Origin of the sequence: Paenibacillus sp. MZ03-122A (assembly GCF_024213325.1) — a bacterium.
In the GTDB taxonomy this organism is placed as follows: domain Bacteria; phylum Bacillota; class Bacilli; order Paenibacillales; family Paenibacillaceae; genus Paenibacillus; species Paenibacillus polymyxa_B.
Window position 1 is genome coordinate 1 of the sequence record NZ_JANAVI010000009.1, and the last position, 17,191, is coordinate 17,191.

Genomic DNA, 17,191 nt, shown 5'->3' on the forward strand with positions numbered 1-17,191 from the left:
CGAACACGACCGTTAAGCCCTCCAGCGCCGATGGTACTTGGACCGCAGGGTCCTGGGAGAGTAGGACGTCGCCAAGCAACAAGCAAGAGAGACCATGATCTTCTGAAGATCTTGGTCTCTTTTTTTTGCGTTAAAAGACAGTGGGATTTTATTTAAAGTGAGTTTGTTATAAGTTCAACTGGATAAGTGGATATTAACTAATAAATAAGAAGACGGTTTTAAAATAATTTAGTACCAGGTATTAGTATCTGGTGTTATAATGTGAATAAGGATTACAAAGGAGAGTGATCAGATTGTTGAATTCAAAAGCTAAGCTTACGGCCTTTGGCACTTATGTACCTGAACGGATTTTGACGAACGCTGACTTGGAGAAGCTTGTGGATACGAGTAACGAGTGGATTGTACAGAGAACGGGTATGCATGAAAGACGCATTGCGGCTGAAGATCAATATGTATCGGATTTATGTATACAAGCTATTACTCGTATGATTAACCTGTATGACGTAAATATAAACGATGTTGAGATGATCATTGTAGCGACGAGTACACCTGATTACTACTTTCCAAGCACGGCTTCACGTATTCAGGCTCATTTTGATATTCCAAACACAGGATCAATAGATGTTAGTGCAGCATGTGCAGGTTTTTCCTATGGACTTCATTTGGCAAATGGCCTTATTACGAGTGGTCTGCATCGTAAGGTGCTGGTAGTGGGAGCCGAAACGTTGTCCAAAATTACAGATTATACGGATCGGACGACGTGCATACTTTTTGGAGATGGTGCAGGGGTTGCACTTGTAGAATATGACGAGGATGAAGGATCATTTTTAACTTCAGATATAGGTACCTATGGGCAAGGGGGAGCACATCTTTACCGTGTGGGATTATCTGATCATTTGGATGGAGAGAAGCTGCAAGACCATGGATTTATTGCTCAAAATGGACGAGAGGTTTATAAATGGGCTGTTCGCTCTGTTCCAACGGGAATCGAACGATTATTGGATAAGGCAAATATGAAGAAGGCGGATCTTGATTGGTTTGTACCTCATAGCGCTAATTTGAGAATGATCGAGTCCATATGTGAAAGAAGTACAGTACCTTTGGAAAAAACGCTGACAAGCGTAGAATTGTATGGTAATACATCGGCGGCATCCATCCCGTTGGCTTTGCAGTGTGGTTTGGATGATGGACGTTTACGGTATGGACAACATGTGTTGTTATATGGATTTGGGGGAGGCCTCACCTATGCGGGTCTGCTATTAAAATGGAGTGTGCCTGATTTGTAAGTTATCCTAACCCATGTAGAAGCAATAGCACTAGTATGTACGATCATGTTAATAAGAGCCGTTGGCATTAGAATTTATCGTAAGTTGGCAGGATGCTATAATTAACACTATGAGAGAAAGGAGCGTAACATGAAGGTATTGGTATTGGCAGAAAAACCGTCCGTGGCCAGAGAGATTGCACGTGTGATGGGTAGCCGCGAGAAGCATAAAAGTTATATAGAAGGACCCCAGTACGTGGTGACGTGGGCACTGGGACATTTGGTTGGCTTAGCAGAGCCAGAGGATTACGATTCTAAGTATGCGACCTGGAATTTGGAGGACCTACCTATTCTTCCGAAGAGTTCAAAGTTAAAGGTGCTGCGCGAAAGTAATCATCAGTTCAAAGCTGTGCAGCAGCTCATGAAGCGGCAGGACATTGGAGAGCTTATCGTGGCAACAGATGCTGCCCGCGAAGGAGAATTGTTGGCACGCTGGATCATCCAAATGGCAAACTGGAAAAAGCCCTTCCGGCGCTTATGGATCTCCTCGCAGACGGACAAGGCGATTAAAGCAGGTTTCGCAAAGCTATTGCCTGGTCAGCAGTTTGATCGTTTATATGAATCGGCTCGCTGTAGAGCTGAAGCAGACTGGATGATTGGTCTCAATGTAACTCGCGCGTTGACTTGTCGTTATAACGCCCAACTTTCGGCTGGAAGAGTGCAGACACCAACGCTGGGGATGATTATGGAACGTGAGAAGGAAATTACCGAATTCCGTTCTCAGGAATATGATACTCTGACGGCGGATTTTGGCGATTTTCAGGCAACTTGGCGGGCAGAAAGCGGGGATTCACGCATGTTTGACCGCACTCAAGCAGAGGCTTTGCGCCGAAGACTTGAGGGGGCCAAAGGCACAGTTGCCAGTGTTAAAAAGAGCGAAAAGAACGAGCCTCACCCGCTGGCGTATGATTTAACGGAGCTGCAAAGAGATGCTAACCAGCGCTATGGCTTTTCGGCTAAACAGACTTCTAATCTGCTTCAGCGTCTGTATGAGCAGCATAAGCTGGTGACCTATCCACGTACAGACAGCCGTTATCTGACATCCGATATGGTGGATACACTTAAGGAAAGGCTCAGTAGTGTAGCAGTAGGTCCGTATGCTTCCTTGGCACGTCCGCTATTGCGTAACAACCTACCAATCACAAAGCGAATTGTGGATGACAGTAAAGTCACGGATCATCATGCGATTATTCCTACTGAGCAGACATTATTGCTTAATCAGTTGAGCCCTGAGGAACGTAAGCTGTATGATCTGATTGCACGACGTTTTATCAGTCTATTCTATCCACCTGCACGTTATGATGCTGTAGCCGTATCAGTAACGGTGGAGCAGGAGACGTTTCAGGTAAAAGGTACAACGGTAAAAGATAGCGGATGGCGTGCTGTATATGACGCGAACCATTATGATATGGATGATGAAGAAGCAGAGGATCGGGAAAACAATGGACGAGGCGTTATTTTACCTGAGCTGCAAAAAGGAGATTCTGTCCGGTTACAGCGTTGTCTTGTACGACCTGGGCGAACAATGCCGCCGAAGCGTTATACAGAAGCTGCCCTGCTCGCTCAGATGGAAAAACATGGACTGGGTACTCCTGCTACCCGTGCCGATCTGATTGAGAAGCTTGTCAGCTCGGATACGATTGAGCGTCAGGGGAACGTGATGCATCCAACCGGGAAAGGTAAGCAACTGATTGAACTGGCGGCTCCACAGCTTCGAACGCCCGAATTGACGGCACGTTGGGAAGCGGAGCTAGAACGGATTGCTCGTGGTCAAGGACAACCGGAACCGTTTTTGAATTCTATTCGTGCTATGGCGAAAGAGCTGGTTTCCACTGTGAAAAATAGCAATGCGGAGTACAAGCCCCATAATGTGACGAATAGTCATTGTCCAGATTGTGGTACAAAGCTATTGGAGAAGAAGGGTAAGAAAGGCAAGTTCCTTGTATGTCCAAGTGCGGATTGCGGTTACCGTCGTTCAGGGGAAAAACGTTTGTCCAATCGACGTTGCCCGCAGTGTCATAAGAAAATGGAAATGAAAGAGGGCAAAGCAGGATTGTATGTAAGATGCCTGCCCTGTGGCATTACCGAGACGTTGGATAAGGACAAGCAACGGGTAAACAAACGGGAACAGCAAAAGCTAGTAAGACAATTTGAAAAACAGGAATCTTTTGGCTCCAGTTTGGGTGATTTGCTTAAAGCAGCGATGGAACAAAAGCAGGGCAAATAGCAGGCAAATAACGGATGACCAAAAATGCTACAGTCAACATAATCAGCAGGTATACGTCGGTATAAAAACGATCACTCCTTGGCATGGTAAGCCGAGGAGGTGAGTATTTATGTCCAAACATAAACCGCTTAAAATCAATAATCAGCAAAATAAATCAAGCATACTGGAGGAGGAAATTGCTGCTCATCCAGAGAAGCAAGCGAAATATCCTCCAAGCTTGAATGGGATTCCCAAACAGCAGTCTTGATGCTGCGTGGGAGGGACAACGAATTATTGTATAGAACCAAGACGATTGGACGTCAGATGAAGTAGTTACTAATGCTAGACCTGTCTCGCAAAAAAAAGAAGCAGCAGTTACGGTGGTCAACCGTAATCGCTGCTTCTTTTTCATAATAGAATGTTGATTTATTTGAATTGGGATAACTACTTTTAGTATTCATTAAAAAAGGATTGAATTTGGTTAACATCGTGTGTTTGGGTCAAAGCAAGCATGAGCAAAATCCGTGCTTTTTGCGGATTAAGCGAATCGGTCGATACAAAGTTCGATGCCGCGTCTTTTGTTGACGGGGACACCACTCCACTTCCCACGCGGCTGGAGCGGGCAATGATCACTCCTTTTTTACCTGCGGCCTCTGCGCCTTCTGAGGAGGTCTTGGACAAGGAGCCATTACCGGAACCAGCTACGACAATTCCCTTGGCACCAGCTGCTACGGCTGCATCATACAGATAGCGACCATTGTTTTGATATTCGTATAAAATATCTACTTGTGGTAGTTGAGTCAGGTTAGAGATGTCGAATACAGAAGAAGTCGTATGCTTGTGTGTGGATTTGTTGTAGTAGTACACTTGATCGCCCACAACAGCTCCAAGGTACCCCTGCTCCACAGACTTGAACGTATCGACTGCTGTTGTGTTCGTTTTGGTGATGTATCTTGCTGCACCGATACGGTCGTTCAACAGGACGAGTACACCCTGACCTTTAGAGGCCGAAGCCCCGGCGACTTTCACTGCATTATAAAGGTTGAAGGGACCATCAGCACTGATGGCAGTAGCTGGACGCATAGAGCCAACGACAACTACTGGCTTATCGCTTTTGATAACAAGATTGAGGAAATAAGCTGTTTCTTCTAATGTATCTGTACCATGTGTAATGACAACGCCATCTATATCGTCTCTGGCAAGCAGTTCATTGGTGCGTTTGGCAAGTTTTAAGAGGATCTCATTATTAACGTCGGGACTACCTACATTAACAACTTGCTCACCACTGACATTTGCAATACTTTTCATCTCAGGAACGGCATTGATCAGAGTTTCTACACCCAACGCGCCTGCTTTGTAGCCGGTTGTATCCGTATTGACGGAAGATGATCCTGCAATGGTCCCTCCTGTGGCAAGTATTTTAATATTGGGTAAATGATTGGTTTGAGGATTTTCGGATTTGTCCGACGTAGTAGTGGTAGAAGCAGGTGCAGTTGTGCTGTTGGTAGCTGCTGCCGCAACCGCAGCGTTGGCGGTAAATCCACCACTCCATAAGGTACTACCGAGAATAAAGCTAGCCAACAGGGGAATCATCGTCATTTTTTTCATGTTAGTCATATAAAGCTCCTCTCCAATCTTAAACCTCAAATATAAATGATAGATTAACTGACAAATATTTTGTCGAATTACGTTAATATCACGAATTATAGGGTGTAAAATTACTTTTAGTCAACACCTATGTTAGGAAATATGACTTTAGAACTTATTTATTATAAATGTAATCGATTTCAAAAAAGACATGTGCAAAACAAAACAACAAGCAGATATCTCATAAGGAGTCTGCTTGCTGTTATTGTGGAAGCTAAACAATAGAGTTTACCCTGTAATCAATTCGCATAAAAGGCTGCAGGGTTAAGTTAATACTTTAGGTTAATAACGCGGCTATACAGCTTAATGCAGATTCGTTGATCAAGGATTGTTGGAATGCTGTTTTGTCGGCAAGCTGGCGCTGGGAGTTCCTTTTCCTCGTTTACGGTTGCGTTCTGCCTTTTTTGCATTTTCTCGCAGCTTTTCAACGTATTCATGGGTGCTTTCCATCGCAGTTCCTCCTTTAAGACGAAATAGATGCACTCGGGGATTGCCCTTATGCCACCTTACTATTTCCGCAAAAGCGCTATCCAAGTCAGAAGAGGCGTTGTTTCTGTAAAAGGGGTGGGGTTATAATGAGGGGGAGAGCGCTATATAAGGCCTAATACCTGAACTTGGTACGGTGTGCAAAAGGAGGAGAGACATTGCAGACAGGCTTGTTGGTATGGCTGCTGTTTATCAATGCAGTAGGCTATCTGGTAATGTCGGAGGATAAAAAGAGAGCACGTAAACATCGTGATCGTGTACCTGAACGGACGTTGTTTTTCCTGGCCCTGATCGGGGGAGCGTTAGGCGTTCTAATTGCCATGTACCGTAAACGCCATAAAACACGGCATATGAGCTTCAGACTAGGTATTCCTGCGTTGCTATTCATGAACGCATTGCTGTTTGGTTATTTTTTACGGTAAGGCTGGGGGTTTAGGTTCTCATAGGGAAGTTTAATGATGAGTGAGAAGACTATTTCAGCCATCCGGTGACATGGAATGAACAACCACAGGAATACATATTTCAGGCTTTGAATCAATAAACTGAATGAGGAAGAGGTGCATATTATGATATTTTCAAAAGTATTGCTTGCTTATGACGGTTCGGATGCATCCAACAAGGCTTTGTTAAAGGCGGCTGAATTGGTCAAGGCATCACCGTCCTCGAAGCTTGAGGTGGTAACGGCATTCGATTTTCCTCGGATCTTTATGGGCGAAGGTTTGGCTCCAATTCCGGCTTCAATAAATAAAGAATATTACGATTTGGCCGAACAAACTACGGATGAAGTTAAAAAACGACTTGCTGAGCAGGGTGTAGATGCCAAGGTGGAACTGATTCAAGGTTCTCCAGCCGAAGTCATTTTGGATTATGCCAATGAGAATGGCTTCGATGCGATTGTGATCGGCAGCCGAGGTTTAGGTGGTATCCGTGAATTTGTATTGGGTAGCGTAAGTCACAATGTGGTGCAGCATGCGCGTATTCCTGTGCTGGTCGTAAAATAACTAAATAAAAAGTAAAAGTCGGTTTACTGCCTGTATAGGGAGTGCCGACTTTTATTTTTTTTCAGTGGGATGCGTTGCGGTCGCTGTTATCAGGGGAGGGGAGCGATAGCTAAATATAATACAATAGTCCTGACCTGTAGGTATATAAGGGTACTGATTTCACTAAACACGAACATTCTATTGTATGATTATTCTAATGTTCGTTTTCAAGTTGACATAAGGTGTAGGGAATTGTTAAACTAGGAAGTGTATTATCGATAAAAAATGAACTTAAGGTACAATTTAATAAGGTACACATGTTTGAGCCGAAACAAACCACGATCATACTTGTAAAGAATATCGATTGGGATGGAATAGGCACAATGCTAACTCGTATAATGCCGGGGATATGGCCCGGAAGTTTCTACCTGGAAACCTTAAATTTCCGGACTACGGGAGACATACGGCTGAAGCCGCATTGGATGCGGTGGAAGAGGCTTGCTTTTGGCATGCCTTTAAGAGGCTCTGTCGTTTGTTTTTTCGTAGTCCGGTGTCTTGAAAATAACGTTATTTTCGAGTGCCGGATTTTTGGCGCTTATTGATAAACAGGGAGTGAAGGACATGTCAGTGCAGGTCGCTGTCATTATGGGCAGCACATCAGACTGGGACACCATGCAGCATGCATGTGCTGTGCTGGACGAGCTTGAAATCGGATATGAGAAAAAAGTAGTTTCAGCCCATCGTACACCGGATTTAATGTTTCGTTTTGCAGAAGAGGCCGCTGGGCGTGGACTAAAGGTCATTATTGCTGGAGCGGGTGGGGCTGCGCATCTGCCAGGAATGGTGGCTGCGAAGACAGCATTGCCGGTCATTGGTGTGCCTGTTCAGTCGAAGGCTCTGAACGGTCTGGACTCCCTGCTCTCCATTGTGCAGATGCCGGGTGGTATTCCGGTTGCCACTGTGGCAATTGGTAAGGCAGGCGCTACAAATGCAGGACTGCTGGCAGCACAAATATTAGGCGCTTTTGACGAAATGATAAGCCAGCGGGTTTTGGCGAGACGCGACCGTATTCGTGATGAGGTGCTGGAAGGCAGTGACTCGCTATGAATGGGGCAAGTGAACCCGCAGGCCGTATCCGACCTCCTGGTACAACGATTGGACTTTTAGGAGGCGGGCAATTAGGAAGAATGCTTGTACTGGCCGGAACCAATCTAGGATATCACTTTGTGACACTGGACCCTGCACCGGATAGCCCTTGTGGACAGGTGTCAGAACAAATCCGCGCTGCCTATGATGATGAGCATGCGGCCAGAGAGCTGGCTGAGCGGTGCGATGTGATCACGTATGAGTTTGAAAATGTGGACGCAGGTGTGGCTGCGCTTTTGGAACAGGAATCCAGCGTACCGCAAGGTAGTAGTCTTTTGTACACAACACAGCATCGTCTGAGAGAAAAGCGTTCTATTGAAGCTGCTGGTGTCCCTGTCGCTCCGTATCGTGAAATCAGTAGTTCTGCGGATATGGTGCAAGCGGTAGCTGAACTGGGTGTACCGTGTGTGCTTAAGACAGCAGTCGGTGGTTATGATGGCAAGGGACAAGTGGTCATTCGCCAACCGGAGCAAGCCACGGCTGCCTACGAACAACTGGCAGGAGGCGGTGCGGAACTGGTATTGGAACAGTTCATTCGTTTTCGCTGCGAAATCTCGGTGATTGTAGCTCGCAGCACGAACGGTGAAGCCAAAGCCTTTCCACCTGCCGAAAACATTCACGTGAACAATATTTTGCACACGTCAATTGTGCCTGCACGTGTGCCAGAGCCTGTCCAGGAGGAAGCACGCAAGTTGGCGCTGGCTGTGGCAGAGTCGCTGGGTGCGGTGGGACTGCTCGCTGTGGAGATGTTTGTCACCGAAGACGGACAATTGTACGTTAATGAGTTAGCACCACGACCGCATAACTCTGGTCATTACACGATGGAGGGGTGCGCGACGTCGCAATTCGAGCAGCACATACGTGCGATTTGCGGTTTACCCTTGGGCAGCACGAAGCTGCTGACTTCCGTTGTGATGGTCAATGTGCTAGGTGAGCATTTGGAGGATGTGGTTCGGCGGTTTGCGCAATCGGATGTTGAAGCTGAAAGATTGGATGTTGTACCCAAGCTGCATTTGTATGGAAAAAGTGAAGCCAAGCCAGGCCGAAAGATGGGACATATTAATCTATTGTGCCAGGATGCGGAACAAGCGCTGGAATGGATTGAACAAACCAATATTTGGGGGAATAAATAGTCATGATCGAACGCTATAGCAGACCGGAAATGAGAGCGATTTGGACGGAAGAAAATAAATTTAAAGCGTGGCTGGAAGTAGAGCTGTGTGCCTGTGAAGCTTGGGCGGAATTAGGGGTTATTCCAAAAGAGGATACTGTGGCTCTGCGTAAGAATGCAAGTTTTGATATTGAACGGATCTATGAAATTGAGCAGGAGACAAGACATGATGTCATTGCTTTTACCCGCACGGTATCCGAAAGTCTTGGAGACGAGCGCAAATGGGTACATTATGGCTTGACCTCCACAGATGTAGTTGATACGGCACTGGGCTACCTGTTAAAGCAGGCGAATGAAATCCTGGAGCGCGATATCTTGAATTTTATTGAAATTTTGAAGGAAAAGGCATTGGCTTACAAGCATACACCGATGATGGGACGTACACATGGAGTGCATGCCGAGCCGACCACATTCGGACTGAAGATGGGATTGTGGTACGAGGAAATGAAGCGCAATCTGGAACGCTTTCGTTTTGCGGCTGACCAAGTACAATACGGTAAAATGTCCGGTGCAGTTGGGACATATGCCAACATTGACCCGGCTGTAGAAGAATTTGTATGCCGCAAGCTGGGCACCAAGCCTGCACCCATTTCTACACAGACGCTTCAGCGCGACCGTCATGCCGAATACATGGCAATATTAGCGTTGATCGCCACATCGCTGGACAAATTTGCTACAGAAGTTCGTGCTCTGCAAAAGAGTGAGTTCCGTGAGGTGGAAGAAGCTTTTGCCAAAGGTCAAAAAGGTTCTTCCGCGATGCCGCATAAACGCAATCCGATCGGCAGTGAAAACATCTCCGGTCTGGCGCGTGTGATTCGTGGGCATATGGTATCTGCGTATGAGAACGTAACCCTGTGGCATGAACGCGACATCTCGCATTCTTCTGTGGAACGTATTATCCTGCCGGATGCAACAATGCTGTTGAACTACATGCTGAACCGTTTTGGCAATATCGTAAAAAATCTGACGGTCTTCCCTGAAAATATGAAGCGCAATATGGCACGTACGTATGGTGTACCATTCTCCGGCCGTATTATGACGAAGCTGATCGACAAAGGCTTTAGTCGTGAAAAAGCCTACGATACCGTGCAGCCGCGTGCTATGCAGGCATGGGAAGAACAACGCCAGTTCCGCGAAATCGTCGAGGCGACCCCGGAAATTACTGCCGTGCTCAGCGCAGACGAAATCGAGGATGCGTTCAACCCAGCCTGGCATCTGAAGAACGTGGATACGATCTTCAAAAAGCTGGGATTAGGGGAGTAGGAGGGAAGGTTGCTGCGTGGTGAGGCCGCTGCGCCAACGGATCATTCTTCCGATTGCTGTTGCCCCTGGATTCCTGTGATTGTATAAGACCAGATAATTGGTTGGAATCCAGAGGCAAAGGCAAGCGCTGACGCTTCTCCAGAACGATTCCGTCCGCTCCGCTGCACCCAGCACCAACCCTCATGTGGGAGCAGAACTAGGGAAGGTGCGGCACATAAGATGCCGCACCTTCCCAAAGGCGATGGAAAAGAGTGTTCCACTGCTTTCTATCGCAGGCCACGTTCTCGGGAGGGCTGCCGAATTTGCGCAGCAAACAGCCCGCTGCCCTCCCGAGAACGCGCAGGCTCAAGAAGCGAAGCCTTGAGCCACCGTATCCGTGCGCAGCGTAGCACATGCGCACAACAGGGCGAAGCCAGAATGCTCGCTGCACGGCATGCCGTGCTACGGCCACGGGCCGAATGGTATTGCGGCGACATGTGCGTAAAAACGTTGTTTTGTACCAACGTAAAAGCGTTGCTGGATGAAAACTTGTGCGAACAAGCCTTCATCCAGCAAAACGCGCTCACACCACTCTAGCCACATAATAAACGCCCCCATCCCGCTCACCAAGCCAACCCTTGCGGGAGTCCCGAGGGCAGCAGCCCTGGGGGTCCTCCCCGAGGGGAGGATTTAGGAGGGGAATACTCTTTTGGAAGAGGTGTAATGAAATGTCATTGTCTACTGCCGAAGGCCTGATCCATGCGCCGCTCTTGTATAAAGGCAAGGTGCGTGAACTGTATGATCTCGGAGAGCATTTTCTGATTGTGGTGACAGACCGAATTTCGGCTTTTGATTATGTGTTAGAGCCACCCGTGCCCGAAAAGGGGAATGTGCTGAATAAGCTCAGCGCTTTCTGGTTTGAGCAGACGAAAGACTTGTTGGAAAACCATGTCGTGCACACTGATGTGAACAAGCTCGGGCATGTGATCGACGAACAGAATAAAGAGTTGCTGAAGGACCGGATCATGGTCACGCTGAAGGCTGAACGCATCGACATTGAGTGTGTGGTGCGCGGATATATTACCGGAGGCGGCTGGCGTCAGTATGAGCAGAACGGTGAGGTGAACGGCATTCCATTGCCAGAGGGGCTGCGTAAAAACGAGCGCTTTCCCAAGCCATTATTTACACCAGCTGCAAAAAATGATGTTGGACACGACGAGGACATTTCCCTTCACCAAATGAAAGAACTGGTCGGGGTTGAACTCACAGGTGAGCTTGAGGAAAAGAGCTTGGCGTTGTACGAATTTGCACGTGCTTTCTGCGAGAAGCGGGGGATTATTTTAGCCGATTGCAAGTTTGAGTTTGGTCTTGTTAACGGTAAGGTGATTTTGATTGACGAAATTTTCACTCCAGATTCATCCCGTTTTTGGGCGCAGGAAAAGTATGAGCTGGATGTTGAGATTGACAGCATGGACAAGGAGCCGGTACGAAGCTATTTGGCATCATCCGGTTGGGACAAGAATAGCAAGCCCGATCCATTGCCTGCTGAGGTCGTAGAAGAAACAACTGCAAGATATACGGATATTTGGCGGCGTCTGACGGCACAGTAAATAGTAATCATAATTCAACCAATAGGATTCACTCATTCGGAGGAGGAACTGAAGGAACATGATGAAAGCAACAGTCTATGTCACGATTAAGCAAAGCGTTTTGGACCCGCAGGGGGTTGCGGTGCAAGGCGCACTACATTCTATGGGTTTCGGAGAAGTGGACAGCGTCAGAATTGGTAAGTATATGGAATTGAATCTGGATACAACAGACCGCGAGAGTGCTGAAAAGCGCATCATTGAGATGTGCGAAAAGCTGTTGGCCAACACGGTCATTGAAGACTACCGCTACGAACTGGAGGGCTGATTCCATGAAATTTGCAGTTCTGGTTTTTCCGGGCTCCAACTGTGATATTGACTGCTATAAGGCGGTAGAGGACACGGTCGGTGAACCTGTCGATTATGTTTGGCATACTGCGACGGATCTGTCGCCTTATGATTGTATTCTTGTTCCAGGAGGCTTCTCCTACGGGGATTACCTGCGTTGCGGCGCGATTTCCCGGTTTGCTCCGGTGATGAAGGAAGTTGCCAAAGCGGCTGCCGAGGGCAAATATATTTTAGGGATTTGCAACGGATTTCAAATTCTGACCGAAGCCGGGTTGTTGCCAGGCGCTTTACGCCGTAATCTGTCGATGAAATTCCTATGCCGGGATACGGTGTTGCAGGTTGCGAATAACCAAACACCTTTTACAAGAGACTATGCTGCTGGTGAAGAGATCATTGTTCCGATCGCCCACGGTGAAGGCAACTATTACTGTGATGATGAGACGCTGGCTCGTTTGCAGGCGAACAATCAGATTGTATTTAAATATAAAGATAATCCTAATGGTTCCGTGACGGATATTGCAGGGATTTGTAATGAGCAAGGTAATGTGCTGGGTATGATGCCCCACCCGGAACGCGCGGTGGACGCATTGCTCGGGACGGATGATGGCAAACGTATGTTTACATCTATTTTGAACGCTTGGAGGGATCGACATGGCGCAGCAAGTGTCCGCTAAGGAACCGACGGCAGAGCAGGTTGCCGAACATAAACTGTATCAGCAGATGGGTGTATCGGACAGTGAATATGCGTTGATCTGTGAATTCATGGGACGTCAGCCCAATTATACGGAGATAGGCGTGTTCAGTGTCATGTGGTCAGAGCATTGTGCTTACAAAAACTCCAAGCCGTTGCTGCGTCGTTTTCCAACAAGCGGTCCACGAGTTCTGATGGGACCCGGCGAGGGTGCAGGCATTGTAGATATCGGTGACAACCAAGCGGTTGTATTTAAGATTGAAAGTCATAACCATCCATCCGCTGTGGAGCCTTTTCAAGGGGCAGCGACTGGGGTAGGCGGTATCATCCGTGATATTTTCTCCATGGGTGCAAGACCAGTTGCGGTGTTGAACTCTCTGCGTTTTGGCAAGTTGGAGAGCGACCGTGTGAAATATTTGTTTGAGCATGTGGTATCCGGTATTGCGGGGTACGGGAACTGTATCGGTATTCCGACTGTAGGTGGCGAGGTTGTATTTGATGAAAGCTACGAAGGCAATCCGCTCGTCAATGCAATGTGTGTCGGACTGATTGATCATGATAAAATCCAGCGTGGTGTGGCTAAAGGGGTCGGTAACCCAGTGTTCTATGTGGGCCCGCCGACAGGTCGTGATGGGATTCATGGAGCGACATTCGCATCGGTTGAGCTGACAGAAGAATCTGAAGCGAACCGGACTGCGGTTCAAGTAGGCGATCCTTTTATGGAGAAGCTGGTTATGGAATCATGTCTGGAACTGATCGACAGTGGTATTGTGCTGGGTATTCAAGATATGGGTGCCGCAGGACTTACCTGCTCCAGTGCGGAGATGGCGAGTAAGGCTGGCAACGGTCTGGAGCTGTATCTGGATCAGGTACCGCAGCGTGAAGAGGGCATGACACCTTATGAAATGATGCTGTCCGAATCACAAGAACGGATGCTGTTCGTAGTAGAGCCTAAGGATGAAGCACAGGCACTGGAAATTTTCGAGCGCTGGGGTGTTATTTGTGCAAAGGTCGGTAAAGTGACGGATGACGGTCGTTTGCGTTTGTTCCATCACAATGAAGTGGTCGGAGACATGCCAGTGACGGCGCTGGTTGACGAGTGTCCGATTTATGACAAGCCTTCCGAAGTCCCTGCTTATTATGAGCAAAATGCTGCTATTGACACACTTCGTTATGCAGAAGTGACCGATTTGAACGGTGCGTTGAAAAAGGTGCTGTCATCACCAAGTGTAGCCAGTAAGAAATGGGTATACGAGCAGTATGACTACATGGTACGCACGAGTACAGCCGTTCGTCCGGGATCGGATGCAGCTGTTGTGACTGTGCGCGGAACTCGTAAGGGACTCGCCATGACGACAGATTGTAACGGACGTTATGTATACCTTGATCCAGAGGTAGGCGGACGGATTGCAGTCAGCGAAGCAGCGCGTAACATTGTATGCTCCGGCGGCGAGCCGTTGGCAATTACGGATAACCTGAACTTCGGTAACCCTGAAAAGCCGGACATTTTCTGGCAAATGGAAAAAGCCGTGGACGGTATGGCAGAAGCTTGCCGTGTACTGGATACACCTGTCATCGGGGGCAATGTCAGCTTGTACAATGAAAATGCTAAAGGCTCCATCTATCCGACGCCTGTTGTCGGTATGGTAGGTCTGGTACATGATACAGATCATATTACGACACAAGGCTTCAAAGCCGAAGGCGATGTGATTTTTCTGGTAGGGGAAACGAAGGCTGAGCTGGGAGGCAGTGAGTTCCAAGCTGTCGTACACGGTGTATCCGAGGGACGCCCGCCTGAGCTGGATTTGAACGTAGAGAAAAAACTGCTGACTGCGGTACTGGGAGCGATTCAGGGCGGATTGGTACAATCTGCGCATGATTTGGCAGAGGGCGGATTGGCTGTAGCGCTTGCGGAATCTGGGATTAGCAGCGGATTGGGAGCACAGGTCAACGTAGAAACGACTTTGCGTCCTGACCATGCTTTGTTTAGCGAAAGCCAATCCCGTATTTTGTTATCTGCATCGCCGGATAAAGCGTCTGCTCTTGAAGCACATCTGCGTAGTTTGGAAGTGCCAGTTACTGTATTAGGAAAAGTTGAAGGATCACAATTGACAGTTGAGGTGAACGGACAACCTGCTTTGAACGAGGCAGTCGCCAGTTTGAAGCAAATCTGGGAGGATGTCATTCCATGTCTGATGAAATAACAGCACGGACGTTGTGGACTGGAGATTATTATAATGAAGGCTCTGGTAAAGAGGGGCTGTTTGATAAATTAAAAGAGGAATGCGGCGTGTTTGGAGTGTATAGGCACTCCGATGCCGCTTCCCTAGCATATTACGGATTGCATGCACTCCAGCATCGCGGGGAGGAAAGTGCAGGCATCTGTGTGAGCAGTGGCGACGAGTTCCATTATCATCGTGGAATGGGGCTTGTAAAAGAAGTATTCAATAAAGATTTGATGGCTTCGCTGACAGGCGATATTGCCATAGGACATGTGCGCTACTCGACAAGTGGAGACAGTAAGCTAACGAATGCACAGCCTTTGGTGTTCAAGTATCGTGATGGCGATCTAGCAGTAGCTACGAACGGGAATATTGTGAATGCTTTGCAAATCCGGCATGAGCTGGAGCAGGGCGGGTCTATTTTTCAAACGACCAGCGATACAGAAGTAGTGGCGCATTTGATCGCACGATCATCCAAGGATTTAGTGGAGGCCGCGAAAGATGCATTGAAGCGTATTGTCGGCGGATTTGCCTTTCTGATTATGACCAACGATAAATTGCTGGTCGCCTCTGATCCCAATGGCTTGCGTCCGTTGACGATGGGCAGATTAGGTGATGCATATTTGTTTGCTTCTGAAACCTGTGCTTTGGAAACGATTGGGGCAGAGCTGTTGCGCGATATCGAGCCGGGTGAACTGTTGGTGTTGGACAAAAATGGTCTGCACGAAGACCGTTACAGTGAAGGCAAGCATCGTAAAGCACTGTGCGCGATGGAATATATTTATTTTGCCCGTCCTGACAGTGATTTGAATGGTTCCAATCTTCATGCTGCGCGCAAGAGAATGGGTAGCCAGATGGCGCTGGAAGCTTTTGTCGATGCGGATCTGGTGACAGGAGTGCCGGATTCCAGTATTTCGGCTGCGATTGGTTATGCTGAACAGACAGGTATTCCTTATGAGCTGGGTATGATTAAAAATAAATACACTGGACGTACCTTCATTCAGCCGAGTCAGGAGCTACGCGAGCAGGGTGTGAAAATGAAGCTGAGCGCTGTACGACGTGTTGTTGAAGGTAAACGAGTCATTATGATCGACGATTCTATTGTCCGGGGCACTACATCCCGCCGAATCGTGAATATGCTGCGGGATGCAGGGGCACTGGAGGTACATGTACGTATTACCTCGCCGCCTTTCAAAAACCCGTGCTTCTATGGCATCGACACACCGGATCGCCGGGAGCTGATTGCTTCATCTAAAACCGTCGAGGAAATTCGTGAGGAAATTAACGCCGATTCGCTTTACTTTATGAGCGCCGAGGGTTTGATTGCCGCTGTAGGTGGATATAACGAACAGGATTACAAAGGCGGCTTGTGCCTAGCCTGTTTCGATAATGATTACCCGACTCAAGTAGATTTCAAAGGTGAAGAAAAGTTCGGATGTAGTTGTTAGTATAGGGAACAAAAGAGGTACAGTCGGTGCATGTTGTAGGTGAGGGTGGTTCTGAGGGAGCCACTCCGCGTGTGGAAGGTTCTTCCGATCGCTGTTGCCCTGGATTCCTGGATTGGAATAACCCCTTAGAGGGTTGGAATCCAGCGGCAAAGGCGAACGCTTCGCTTCTCCAGAATCCTTCCACCCGCTCCGTTCCTCAGATGTGCAGCATTTTGCAGCAGTGCCTGTACCTCTTTGGTTCCCACCGGGAAGAGGATAGGTAAGGTCGTTAAAAACTCATGGCATAACTATTTCATGCCATGAGTTTTTAACTGGCGGCCTGTGGGACCGCCCGTGAGCCAGCGAAGCGAGGCTCAGGCAGCAGGCAGGGTAAAGCGCCTGCCTCAAGGGTCAAAGAAGTAAGCCGCCCGTTGGCGCCGTTCACTTCTTTGCCCGGCACGTCCCCGCCTTTGCGAAGCAAACAGTCCGGGACGTGCCCCGCCGCCTCTATTCAAGGCGGCCACGCACTAAAGCGTGTCCTTGTGAATTGCGGGAATGACCCGCAATTCACAAAGGACAACACGCGACTCACAGCACGAACCAACCCACCAAGTAGCACCCAACCCTACACATCTGACCGATTCTTGAGGGGTCCAGGGGGAGCAGCCCAATGGAATCCTCCCTATTAGGGAGGACTTAGGAGGGTCAATCATTT

At 48.0% G+C, this 17,191-nt stretch carries 16 protein-coding genes, 1 rRNA gene and 1 riboswitch; of the genes, 15 read left to right on the top strand and 2 right to left on the bottom strand.

Annotated elements, in window-relative coordinates:
- The 4 genes from rrf to NLX74_RS18325 form a co-directional block, all read left to right on the top strand.
- A 5S ribosomal RNA gene (gene rrf / locus NLX74_RS26030) occupies nt 1–77 on the top strand; the annotation flags it as partial.
- Nucleotides 78–293: 216 nt separating this feature from the next.
- Complete coding sequence (locus NLX74_RS18315; RefSeq protein ID WP_235307264.1) at nt 294–1,286, top strand: ketoacyl-ACP synthase III; 993 nt, start codon at nt 294–296, stop codon at nt 1,284–1,286.
- 129 nt (nt 1,287–1,415) lie between these two features.
- Complete coding sequence (locus tag NLX74_RS18320) at nt 1,416–3,551, top strand: DNA topoisomerase III (protein ID WP_254329565.1); 2,136 nt, start codon at nt 1,416–1,418, stop codon at nt 3,549–3,551.
- Nucleotides 3,552–3,660: 109 nt separating this feature from the next.
- On the top strand, nt 3,661–3,798 hold the full coding sequence (locus NLX74_RS18325) for a hypothetical protein (RefSeq protein WP_254329566.1): 138 nt from the start codon (nt 3,661–3,663) through the stop codon (nt 3,796–3,798).
- A 182-nt stretch (nt 3,799–3,980) separates the two neighbouring features.
- Here the strand turns inward: NLX74_RS18325 and NLX74_RS18330 are convergent, their stop codons facing one another.
- Both NLX74_RS18330 and NLX74_RS18335 read right to left on the bottom strand, forming a co-directional pair.
- Nucleotides 3,981–5,147, bottom strand: coding sequence for a type II asparaginase (locus NLX74_RS18330; protein ID WP_254329567.1), 1,167 nt, complete (start codon nt 5,145–5,147; stop codon nt 3,981–3,983).
- Nucleotides 5,148–5,498: 351 nt separating this feature from the next.
- Complete coding sequence (locus NLX74_RS18335; RefSeq protein ID WP_081112528.1) at nt 5,499–5,627, bottom strand: DUF4023 family protein; 129 nt, start codon at nt 5,625–5,627, stop codon at nt 5,499–5,501.
- A 194-nt stretch (nt 5,628–5,821) separates the two neighbouring features.
- Here NLX74_RS18335 and NLX74_RS18340 point away from each other — a divergent pair, with 194 nt between their 5' ends.
- The 11 genes from NLX74_RS18340 to NLX74_RS18390 all read left to right on the top strand — a co-directional run bounded on the left by NLX74_RS18340 (nt 5,822) and on the right by NLX74_RS18390 (nt 16,760).
- Entirely contained in the window at nt 5,822–6,085 is a 264-nt protein-coding gene (locus tag NLX74_RS18340) for a DUF1294 domain-containing protein (protein ID WP_235307267.1), read from the top strand.
- Between the two features lie 144 nt (nt 6,086–6,229).
- Nucleotides 6,230–6,664, top strand: coding sequence for a universal stress protein (locus NLX74_RS18345; protein ID WP_061832065.1), 435 nt, complete (start codon nt 6,230–6,232; stop codon nt 6,662–6,664).
- Nucleotides 6,665–7,014: 350 nt separating this feature from the next.
- A riboswitch (purine riboswitch) is annotated at nt 7,015–7,116 on the top strand.
- Nucleotides 7,117–7,264: 148 nt separating this feature from the next.
- Nucleotides 7,265–7,750 (top strand): 5-(carboxyamino)imidazole ribonucleotide mutase, encoded by a 486-nt coding sequence (purE, locus tag NLX74_RS18350; RefSeq protein ID WP_254329568.1) that lies wholly within the window; start codon nt 7,265–7,267, stop codon nt 7,748–7,750.
- Nucleotides 7,747–8,922 carry a 5-(carboxyamino)imidazole ribonucleotide synthase gene (gene purK / locus NLX74_RS18355; RefSeq protein WP_254329569.1) on the top strand — a complete coding sequence of 392 codons (1,176 nt, stop codon included), beginning with the start codon at nt 7,747–7,749 and terminating at the stop codon, nt 8,920–8,922. The genes purE and purK overlap by 4 nt, the downstream gene beginning before the upstream one ends.
- 2 nt (nt 8,923–8,924) lie before the next feature.
- Nucleotides 8,925–10,223 carry an adenylosuccinate lyase gene (gene purB, locus NLX74_RS18360; RefSeq protein WP_254329570.1) on the top strand — a complete coding sequence of 433 codons (1,299 nt, stop codon included), beginning with the start codon at nt 8,925–8,927 and terminating at the stop codon, nt 10,221–10,223.
- Nucleotides 10,224–10,930: 707 nt separating this feature from the next.
- Nucleotides 10,931–11,812 (top strand): phosphoribosylaminoimidazolesuccinocarboxamide synthase, encoded by an 882-nt coding sequence (locus NLX74_RS18365; protein ID WP_025719826.1) that lies wholly within the window; start codon nt 10,931–10,933, stop codon nt 11,810–11,812.
- Between the two features lie 58 nt (nt 11,813–11,870).
- The gene (gene purS / locus NLX74_RS18370; protein WP_013308797.1) at nt 11,871–12,116 is read left to right on the top strand and encodes a phosphoribosylformylglycinamidine synthase subunit PurS; all 246 of its coding nucleotides are present in this window, start codon (nt 11,871–11,873) and stop codon (nt 12,114–12,116) included.
- 4 nt (nt 12,117–12,120) lie between these two features.
- A complete protein-coding gene (gene purQ, locus NLX74_RS18375) occupies nt 12,121–12,810 on the top strand; it encodes a phosphoribosylformylglycinamidine synthase subunit PurQ (protein ID WP_254329571.1) in 690 nt (229 codons plus the stop codon).
- On the top strand, nt 12,788–15,031 hold the full coding sequence (gene purL, locus NLX74_RS18380; RefSeq protein ID WP_254329572.1) for a phosphoribosylformylglycinamidine synthase subunit PurL: 2,244 nt from the start codon (nt 12,788–12,790) through the stop codon (nt 15,029–15,031). Before purQ ends, purL begins: the two co-directional genes overlap by 23 nt.
- Nucleotides 15,016–16,497, top strand: coding sequence for an amidophosphoribosyltransferase (purF, locus tag NLX74_RS18385; protein WP_023987052.1), 1,482 nt, complete (start codon nt 15,016–15,018; stop codon nt 16,495–16,497). The genes purL and purF overlap by 16 nt, the downstream gene beginning before the upstream one ends.
- 26 nt (nt 16,498–16,523) lie before the next feature.
- Nucleotides 16,524–16,760 (top strand): hypothetical protein, encoded by a 237-nt coding sequence (locus NLX74_RS18390; protein ID WP_254329573.1) that lies wholly within the window; start codon nt 16,524–16,526, stop codon nt 16,758–16,760.
- Nucleotides 16,761–17,191 lie beyond the last annotated feature (431 nt).